This is a genomic window from Pseudomonas agronomica (assembly GCF_025917275.1).
GTDB classification, from domain to species: domain Bacteria; phylum Pseudomonadota; class Gammaproteobacteria; order Pseudomonadales; family Pseudomonadaceae; genus Aquipseudomonas; species Aquipseudomonas agronomica.
Genome location: NZ_JAOSHO010000169.1, coordinates 1 through 9687, shown reverse-complemented (window position 1 = coordinate 9687; position 9687 = coordinate 1). Strand labels below are relative to the sequence as shown.

Annotated in this window: 6 protein-coding genes; 4 read left to right on the top strand and 2 right to left on the bottom strand. The window is 62.7% G+C overall.

The annotated features are described in order from the left end of the window. Both OC610_RS14025 and OC610_RS14020 read right to left on the bottom strand, forming a co-directional pair. Positions 1 to 1894 (bottom strand): ABC transporter permease (locus OC610_RS14025; RefSeq protein ID WP_264428447.1); only part of this gene is annotated, 1894 nt, incomplete at its 3' end. After that, positions 1895 to 3043: an efflux RND transporter periplasmic adaptor subunit gene (locus OC610_RS14020; protein WP_264428446.1), complete on the bottom strand. Its 1149-nt coding sequence runs from the start codon at positions 3041 to 3043 to the stop codon at positions 1895 to 1897. Positions 3044 to 3480: 437 nt separating this feature from the next. Between OC610_RS14020 and OC610_RS14015 the strand changes: the two genes are divergently transcribed. The 4 genes from OC610_RS14015 (at position 3481) to OC610_RS14000 (ending at position 9602) form a co-directional block, all read left to right on the top strand. Further along, positions 3481 to 3963: a sigma-70 family RNA polymerase sigma factor gene (locus OC610_RS14015; protein ID WP_269807987.1), complete on the top strand. Its 483-nt coding sequence runs from the start codon at positions 3481 to 3483 to the stop codon at positions 3961 to 3963. Between the two features lie 142 nt (positions 3964 to 4105). Further along, positions 4106 to 5440, top strand: a complete 1335-nt coding sequence (locus OC610_RS14010) for a lysine N(6)-hydroxylase/L-ornithine N(5)-oxygenase family protein (RefSeq protein ID WP_264428443.1) — start codon at positions 4106 to 4108, stop codon at positions 5438 to 5440. Between the two features lie 316 nt (positions 5441 to 5756). Next, entirely contained in the window at positions 5757 to 8996 is a 3240-nt protein-coding gene (locus OC610_RS14005) for a transporter substrate-binding domain-containing protein (protein WP_264428442.1), read from the top strand. A gap of 183 nt (positions 8997 to 9179) precedes the next feature. Further along, the gene (locus tag OC610_RS14000) at positions 9180 to 9602 is read left to right on the top strand and encodes an ANTAR domain-containing protein (RefSeq protein WP_264428440.1); all 423 of its coding nucleotides are present in this window, start codon (positions 9180 to 9182) and stop codon (positions 9600 to 9602) included. Positions 9603 to 9687 lie beyond the last annotated feature (85 nt).

Below are 9687 nucleotides of genomic sequence, written 5' to 3'. Positions count from 1 at the left end.
CGACGCCGGTGACCAGCGCGCAACCGAAGGCGCCGAACACGGCCAGCCATTCGAAGGCCACGGCGATCTTGCCCAGCAGCAACGCACCGCCCACGAGCAGGGCCAGGCCGATACCGGCAAGCCCGCCGACCACCGAGAGCATCACCGCTTCGGTGAGAAATTGGCGCAGGATGTCCCGCTGGCGGGCGCCGGTGGCCATGCGGATGCCGATCTCCCGGGTCCGTTCGCGCACGGTCATGAGCATGATGTTCATCACGCCGATGCCGCCCACCAGCAGCGAAATCGCCGCAATGGCGCCGAGCATCAACGACAGCGTGCCCTGGGTGCGGGCCTCGGCCTGGATCATCGCGGCGTTGTTGGTCAACTCGAAATCCTGCTTGCCGTCATGCAGTCGCAGCAAGGTGCGGGAGACGGCCTGCTCGGCCTCGTTGACCTTGCCCGCATCGCGAGCGGCGATCACCACGTATTCGGGATGCCGCGTGCCGAACAGCCGCACGCTGGCAGCGGAGTAGGGTACGGCGATGCGGTTGTCGGCGTCCGAATCACCGGAGCTGGCGCCTTTTTCCGCCAGTACGCCAACGACCTGGAACGGTACGTTTTCGATCAGGATGTAGCGGCCGATCGGGTCGGCGACGTCCTTGAGCAGCTTTTGCCGGACCTTGTGCCCGATCACTGCCACCGCCGCGGCGCTGCGTTCATCGGCGTCGCTGAAATACGTGCCCTGGGCCACCGGCCAATTGAAGATGATCGGGAAATTCGTGTCGTTGCCGCCCACGTAGCTGGTGTGGTCGAGATTGGCGAAACGCACGCTAGCGTTCTTGCCGTTGACCGGCATGATGCGTTGCACTTCGGGCAGGGCAGCGAGGGCGGCGATGTCCTGTTCGCTGATGATGCCCTTGGTCGCGCGCGGGTTGGGGGCTGTGCCGTTGAGGTAAATGATGTTCGAGCCGAAGGCGCCCATCTGGGCCATGACCTGGCGCTTGCTGCCTTCGCCCACGGCCAGCATGACCACCACCGAGGCCACGCCGATGACGATGCCGAGCAATGTCAGGGCAGTGCGAAAGCGATTGATCCACATCACCCGCCAGGCCGCTTGCACCGCGTCTACCAGCTCGCCTTTCCAGGCGCCGTTGTGTTCGCTGCCGGCGCTCAGGCGCTGGCGCAGGTCCACGGCTTGCAACGCCTTGGCATTGGCCTGTGGTGCGGCGGTGGCGCTGTCGCTGATGATCAGTCCGTCGCGGATCTCGATGATGCGCTTGGCCCGGGCGGCGACTTCGCGGTCGTGGGTGATCAGGATCACCACGTGGCCCTGGCTCGCCAGTTCGTCGAGCAGGGCCATGACCTCGATGCCGCTCTGGCTGTCGAGGGCTCCGGTGGGTTCGTCGGCGAGGATGATGTGGCCGCCGTTCATCAAGGCCCGGGCAATCGACACTCGCTGTTGCTGCCCGCCTGACAACTGATGCGGACGGTTGCCGGTGCGACTTGCCAGCCCGAGGCGTTCGAGCAGGGCGTTGGCCCGGGCGTGGCGCTCGGCGGCCGATGTTCCGGCGTAGATGGCCGGCATCTCGACGTTTTCCTGGGCCGTGCCGGACGGAATCAGGTGATAGCCCTGGAACACGAAGCCGAACGCTTCACGCCGTAGCCAGGCCAGTTCATCGCTGCCTAATTGAGCGACATCTTCGTCGGCAAAGCGGTACTCGCCGCTGGTAGGGCGGTCGAGGCAGCCGAGGATGTTCATCAGGGTGGATTTGCCGGAGCCGGACGCCCCGACAATCGCCAGGAATTCGCCGGCGTGAATCGCCAGGTCGATGCCCCGCAGGACTTCTACCCGAGGGCTGTCGCCGCCGCCATAGGCCTTGCGAATGTCCCGCAGCTCGATCAGGGGCGTGTTCATTCAGCCTCCGTTGCCGCTGGCCGGACCTATCAGCACGCGGTCGCCTTCACTCAGGCCGTCGACAATTTGCGTGCGCAGGCGATCACTGACGCCGGTACGAACGGTGCGTGACTGGACATCGCCGTTGTCGGCGAGCACTCGCACATGATCGGCGTCTTGCACGGCGGCGATGGGCACGGTCAGCACATCCTTGGCCTGGGCGGCGACAAAAAACACCTGGGCAGTCATGTCGGTCATCAAGGCGCGGTCGGCGTTGTCCACATCCAGCAACACCGTGTAGAGCACCACCCGTTCGCTGCCGCTGCGGCCACCGGAGGGACTGCCGCCCTGGCTGGCTTCCAGCGGACGCGGCGGCACCGGCAGGATTTGCCGGACAGTGCTGCTCCAGCGCCGGCCGCCGCCGGCCAGGGTGGTGAAGTAGGCGGTCATGCCCGGCTTGACGTGGCCGATGTCGGCTTCCGAAACCTCTGCCCAGACGGTCATCGGCGATAGCCGGGCGATGCGCAGGATCAACGGCGTCTGCTGTTGTGCGTTGAGCGTCTGGCCTTCCCGGGCGCCGATGGCAACCACCGTGCCGCTCATTGGCGCATAAATGCGCGTGTAACCCAGCTCGGCTTCGTCGCTGCGCAGGTTGGCCTGGGCCTGGCGGATCTGCGCCTGGAACATGTCGATGCGGGCCTGGGTCGCGCGCACTTGCGCTTGGGCGGTCTGCACGTCTTCTTCGCGGGTGGCGCCGCCGGCCTTGAGTTGCTGCTGGCGACGGGATTTCTGTTGTGCCAGGTCGTGCTGGGCCCGTTGCTCTTGGAGTTGGGCCTTGAGGTTTTCGATGGAAAAGCGCCCGGCGTCGAGCCTGGCTTTTTGTGTGGATGGGTCGATTTCAACCAGCAGTTGGCCCTCCGTGACCTCGTCGCCGGCCTCGACGTGAATCTTCTGGATCTGCCCGGACGCCTGGGCGCCGACGTCGACGTAGCGCCGCGGCTGCAAGGTGCCCAGGGCGGTGACGCTGTTTTCGATATCGCCACGGGTGACCGGGGCGGTGGCGACAGGCCCATGACTGGGCCCGACCGCTTGCCAAGCGGCGAAGGCCACGGCCGGCAGCAGGGCGAAAGTCAGGAGCCAGGCGGGTCTGGTGAGGCGGGGACGTTTCATGCAGGGTTCCGGCCGGTGATGTCGGGCCCGTCGCACGGAGGGGCGGGACGGGAGGCTGTTCTGGTAGACGAGCGTTGTGGGTGGGAATTTAGCGGCGGAGGGTGGAGGAATGTAGGAGCTGCGTAGGAGCTGCCGAGCGAAGCGAGGCTGCGATCTCTTGATCTTTCGCTTGAGATTCAAGTGTTCCTGGAAAAGATCGCAGCCTCGCTTCGCTCCGCAGCTCCTACGGGGCCGGCGGGGGCAAGCTCCCTCGCCACCAAAGCGGGTTCCGCTGCCTCATCAACTGAACGATTGAGGCCCGATGCAAACCAAAGCTTTAAATCTATATGAGAATTACTATAAATTACGCGATTGAATCTGCCACCATCGTGCCATGCGTTTTCCGGCGTGCCGAAGGGGCCCAGGGAAAGCTGTCGCAGGCATTGCGCACGGGAGCCATGTTGGAAAACTACTATCGCGAGCTGGTGTGTTTCCTGAACGCCAGGCTAGGCAACCGCCAGGCGGCCGAAGATGTGGTGCATGACGCTTATGTGCGAGTGCTGGAACGCGCCAGCGATACGCCCATCGAGCAGCCGCGGGCCTTTTTATATCGCACGGCGCTGAACCTGGTGATCGACGGGCATCGGCGCAACACGCTGCGTCAGTCCGAATCCCTCGACGTGCTCGACACTGAAGAACGCTTCTTCACCCCGTCGCCCCATACCAGCCTCGACCACGGTCAACGCCTGGACATGCTGCAACGCGCCCTGGCCGAGTTGCCACCGCTGTGCCGCGAAAGCTTCCTGCTGCGCAAGCTCGAAGGCCTGTCCCATTCGCAGATTGCCGAGCGCCTGGGCATTTCCCGCGCCTTGGTGGAAAAACACATCGTCAACGCCATGAAGCATTGCCGCGTTCGCGTACGGCAGTGGGACGCGACCTGATTCACCCGGCGTGAATCCTGCGGCGGTAAATTTTCTGACATCCTCTTCGTTCCTCTCAACAGACGATCTGGCGGCCCGATGCGCGCCGAACAGGTCACACGGCTTTCGTGCCCTGTTGAGGGGCCTTCAGAGGACATTGGACATGACTCAGGCAATTGCAGCGCCCCGCGTTCACGACTTGATCGGCATCGGCTTCGGCCCCTCGAACCTGGCGCTGGCAATCGCGCTGCAGGAGCGTGGCCCGGCGCAGGGCGAACTGGACGTGCTGTTCCTCGACAAACAGGCTGACTATCGCTGGCACGGCAACACCCTGGTGACCCAGAGCGAGTTGCAGATATCCTTCCTCAAGGACCTGGTGACCCTGCGCAACCCCACCAGCCCTTACTCGTTCGTCAATTACCTCAAGCACCATGGCCGCCTGGTGGATTTCATCAACCTCGGGACGTTCTACCCGTGCCGCATGGAGTACAACGACTACCTGCGCTGGGTGGCGGCGCAATTTGCCGGGCAGAGCCGTTATGGCGAGGAAGTGCTGCGCATCGAGCCGGTACTGCATCACCAGCAGGTCGAAGCCTTGCGGGTGATTTCCCACAACAGCGAAGGTGAAGAAACCGTGCGCGTCAGCCGCTCGGTGGTGGTCAGTGCCGGTGGCACGCCGCGCATTCCCGAGGCGTTCAAGGCTTTCAAGGATGACGCCCGGGTGTTCCATCACTCGCAATACCTGGAACGCATGGCCAGTCAACCTTGCGTGAGCGGCCAACCAATGAACGTTGCAATCATCGGCGGCGGGCAGAGCGCGGCGGAAGCGTTCATCGACCTCAACGACAGCTTCCCGTCGGTGCAAGTCGACATGATCCTGCGCGGCTCGGCCCTCAAGCCGGCGGATGACAGCCCGTTCGTCAACGAAGTGTTCTCGCCGGAGTTCACCGACCTGGTGTTCCAGCAGCCCCACAGCGAACGCGAGCGCCTGGTCAACGAGTACCACAACACCAATTATTCGGTGGTGGACATCGACCTGATCGAGCGCATCTACGGAATCTTCTATCGCCAGAAAGTCTCGGGCATCGCCCGTCATGGGTTCCGCACCTTGACCACGGTGGAGAAGGCCACCGCGACGAAGGACGGCGTGGAGCTGGCGGTGCGCAACAACGCCACTGGCGAGTTGTCGGTGCGCCGATACGACGCGGTGGTGCTCGCCACCGGCTACGAACGCCAGATGCACCGCACCTTGCTGGAGCCGCTGGCGCAATACCTCGGGGATTTCGAGGTGGATCGCAACTACAAGTTGATCACCGACGAGCGCTGCAAGGCGGCGATCTATATGCAGGGCTTCTGCCAGGCCAGCCACGGCCTGAGCGACACCTTGCTGTCGATCCTGCCGGTGCGCGCCGATGAGATCGCCGGCTCGCTCTATGAGCACGGAACGCATCGCGGGCAGGCTCGTCCTGGGCGCGATCTGCGGTTGGCCGCTGTGTAGCTGCCTGGAGCTGCCTGTAGGAGCTGCCGAGTGCAACGAGGCTGCGATCTTTCCCCTGACATTTACATCTCAAGCGAAAGATCAAGACCAAGATCAAGACCAAGACCAAAAGATCGCAGGCTTCGCCAGTTCCTACAGGACTATCGCAAGCCCGCCAGGAAATTCTTCAGAAACTTCCTACACTCACCTCACGCTCCTCCTGGTTATCCGGGAGGTACGTGGACGGTTCACTGTTCCCTCGCATTGGCAGTTTGAACCGATCAGCCGGTCGCTGATGAAGCGTCCGGGCCGATTTCGCCAAGCGAAACCTGATCGAATGATGCTGTTCCTGCGCACAGGCCTGGCGGCGATATGGCTGGGTCTATCAAGTGTGGCGCCGCAGGTGGGCGCGGCACCCGAGTCGCTGCATGTGCTCGGGCGTTCTGCTGTGAGCGACTATTCGGTGACCCTGGACGAAGCTGACCGGACGTGGCTGCGGCGCAAGGGCTCGTTGCTGCTGGGCGCCTCGGCACCGGATTACCCACCATTCAGCATCACCGGCAATGGCAGCGATTATGAAGGCCTGACGGCTGACTATGCGCAATTGCTGGGCCAGTTGTTGCACGTCGAGGTACAGGTGCGGCGGTACGCATCACGAGACGCGTCGCTCCAGGCCTTGCGCAACGGGGAAATCGACATGCTCGGCACCGCCAATGGCTTCGAGGCCAGTGACTCGACGCTGGCGATGTCCCAGGCCTATGCGGATGACCTGCCCACGCTGGTGACACGCGTCGACGACAGCGAGGGCGTACCCGCGGACCTGGCAGGCAAGCGGGTGGCGATGCTTTATCACTACCTGCCGCCGGAAATGGTAGAAGCGTTCTATCCCCATGCGACCTTGCAATTGTTTCCCTCGACCTTGAGCGCCATCGGCGCCGTGGCGTTCGGCCAGGCCGACGTTTATCTGGGGGATTCGATCAGCGCCCATTACCTCATCAGCAAGAACTACCTGAACAACGTTCAACTGGTGGATTTTTCCCGCCTGGAAGTGCAACCGTTTGCCTTTGCAGTCAATCGCGACAACACGCGCCTGTTGCGCATCGTCAATGCCACGCTGCAAGCCATTCCCGTTGGCGAACGCATGGGCATCCTGCGACGCTGGAGCGCTGGAGGGCTGAGCGTACCCGGCCAGCAGGCGCTGCATTTCAGCGTCAACGAACAGCGCTGGCTCGATGGCCATCCGCGGATCAAGGTGGCGGTCAGCGAAAACTTCCTGCCCTTGACGTTCTTTGATGAACAAGGCCAGTTGCGCGGTGTCGGTGCCGATGTGCTAGCCAGGATCAGTTTGCGCACCGGCCTGAAATTCGATGTCCAGCGTGGCGACTCGGTCGATGACCTGATTGGCCTGATCACAAGCGGCAAGGCTGACGTCCTCGCAACCGCCATCCCCAGCGCCGAACTTGAAGATGAATTGCGCTTCACCCGCCCGTACCTGACCAATCCGTTTGTGCTGGTGGTGCCGGTCAAGGCCAAGGATGTGCTGACCATGGACCGGATGGCCGGCAAGCGCCTGGCTTTGGTGCGGGGCAACGTGCTGCGCGGCTACCTTTTGGAACAGTTCCCTTCCGTGCAGTTGGTGCCGGCGCAAAACATGGCCGATGCCATGGCCATGGTTGCCGCGGGCACGGCGGACGGCGCGATCAATTCGCTGATCAGCGCCCGCTACATGATCTCTCGTCAATATCGCGACACTCTGCGAGTCACCAGCACCGTGGGCACGGTGCCCGCCCGCGTTGCCTTGGCAACCAATCGGAACGCAATGGAGCTTTATTCGATCCTGGACAAGACGCTGCTGAGCATTTCTCCCGAAGAAATGGATGAGCTGACCAACCGCTGGCGCAGTGAAGTGGTGCTCGACGACAGTTACTGGTTGCGCAATCGCACCGCCATCGTCCAGGGGTTTGCCGCCGCCGCGTTGTTATTGCTGCTGGCATTGGGTTGGGTCGTCTACCTGCGGCGGCTACTGGAACAGGTTCGCGTGGCCAAGGCCAGCGCCGACGACGCGAACCGGGCCAAGACCACTTTCCTGGCAACCATGAGCCATGAGATCCGCACGCCGATGAACGCGGTGATTGGCATGCTGGAGTTGGCGCTGAAGAAAGCCGACCAGGGGATCATGGACAAACCCGCCCTCGAAGTCGCCTCGGGGGCTGCCCGTGGGCTGCTGGAGTTGATCGGCGACATCCTCGACATTGCCCGAATCGAATCGGGCAAGTTGTCCCTGGTGCCCGGACGGGCCAACCTGCGAGAACTGATCGAGGCCGTTGCAAGGATGTTCGAAGGCTTGGCCCGGCAAAAACACCTGCGCTTGCTACTGGACCTGGATACGGCCAGCAACCACGACGTCTTGATCGACCCGCTGCGCTTCAAACAGATCCTTTCCAACTTGCTGAGCAATGCAATCAAGTTCACTGACCAGGGCCGGGTGCGCCTGAGCGTGCGGGCCGAACCGGGTCTTGATGACAGGCGCCTGGCCATTTACCTGCGGATCGAAGACACCGGCCGCGGCATTTCAGCGCAAGATCAGCGGCGTCTGTTCAGCCCTTTTTCCCAGGTTGGCGATAGCGCCCAGGCGGGTCGCAGCGGCTCGGGGTTGGGACTGGTCATCAGCCGCACCTTGTGCGAAATGATGGGCGGCACCCTGTCCCTGAGCAGCGTGCCGGGGCAGGGCACGCAGGTGGAGATCCTGCTGGAATTGCCCTTGCTGGAGGGCTTGCCCGATGAACCTGCGGTCGAGACCTGCGCCACGTCGGGCCAGGGACTGAGTATTCTTGTAATTGATGACCATCCGGCCAATCGCCTGCTGCTGTGCCAGCAAATGAATTACCTGGGACACCCGGTGCAACAGGCCGAAGACGGCATCCAAGGACTACGGGCCTGGCGCGACGGGCATTTCGACGCGGTGATCACCGACTGCAACATGCCGCTGATGAGCGGCTATGAACTCGCCCGCGCTATCCGTGATGAAGAGCGAGCCTCGGGCTTGTCGCCGACAGTGATCCTGGGGTTCACGGCCAACGCCCAGCCCGAGGAAAAAGCCCGCTGTATTGACGCGGGAATGGATGACTGCCTGTTCAAGCCCATCAGCCTGCAGCATTGGAAGGCACGCCTGGCTTGGATCTCGTCCCGTGGCGGCGTGCCTGCCGCCGCCACGCCTGACTTCGATTTGGCCAGCCTCGAGCAACTGACCGGCGGCGACTGGCTGTCGACCCACAGATTGCTGACGCAAGTGCTCGCCAGCAATGCAGCGGACATGGCGCAACTGTTGCGCTTGTCGGCGCACCGGGACGTCAATGGATTGGCTGACCTGGCGCACAGGATCAAGGGCAGTGCGCGGATCATCCAGGCACAGCCTCTGGTCACCGCGTGTGAGGACCTGGAAAGCGCCTGTCGTGGAGGCGCGGGAGCTTTGCTCAGTGAATCGGTGGACGCACTGTGCCGGGCAATCGAACATCTGGCGGAACGATTGCAGGCTCGTATGGCCATGCAATCGACTCCCGCCGGGTCGACGCCATGACGCCACGCGTTGCATTCAGTGAGCGCACATCCCGGGAGCTTTGGGCGAAGGATCGCATGGGGATTTTTCCGAGCGTTTTAAAGACTTCTCCTACAGCGTCCTAATCAGCCTTCCTCTAGCCTGTCGCGACTTAACGTTTACGACCCGGTTTATAGGTGTCGCGTTGCCATTGGAATGCCCGTCATGCCGAACAAAGCACTACGAATCATGATTGCCGACACAGAGCATTACCAGCGGATGAAGCTGGAACGGCTGTTCAACCATCAAGGCTATTTTCGCATCGCGCCAGTGAGCGACGTGGAGGAACTCCTGACGCTGGTGGAATACGGCAGCGAGCCGTTCGACCTGGTCATGGTCAATGCCGGCCTGGCAAAGGGAACACTGGACCTGCCAGGGTACCTGCGTGACAACCCCCAGGTTCGTCACGGGATGATCTATAACGCTCAGCCGTCGGCCCTGGGGGCGGTGCCTGTCGCACACGGGGCCTGTTTGCACAAGACCCATGCCCAACTGCCCGATCTGGCCCTGTTGCAACGCCTGATGACCTCGATCGATCCGCCGGCCGAGCCTTTTACCCAATCGTTCCGGCAAGGCCACGGAACGTGATGCGCACCGCTGGTCGGCACTGTCAGATCTGACAGGTGGCGTGGCTTATCAGTTGTGTAACAGTCCGCTGCCGTTTCGGTATCGG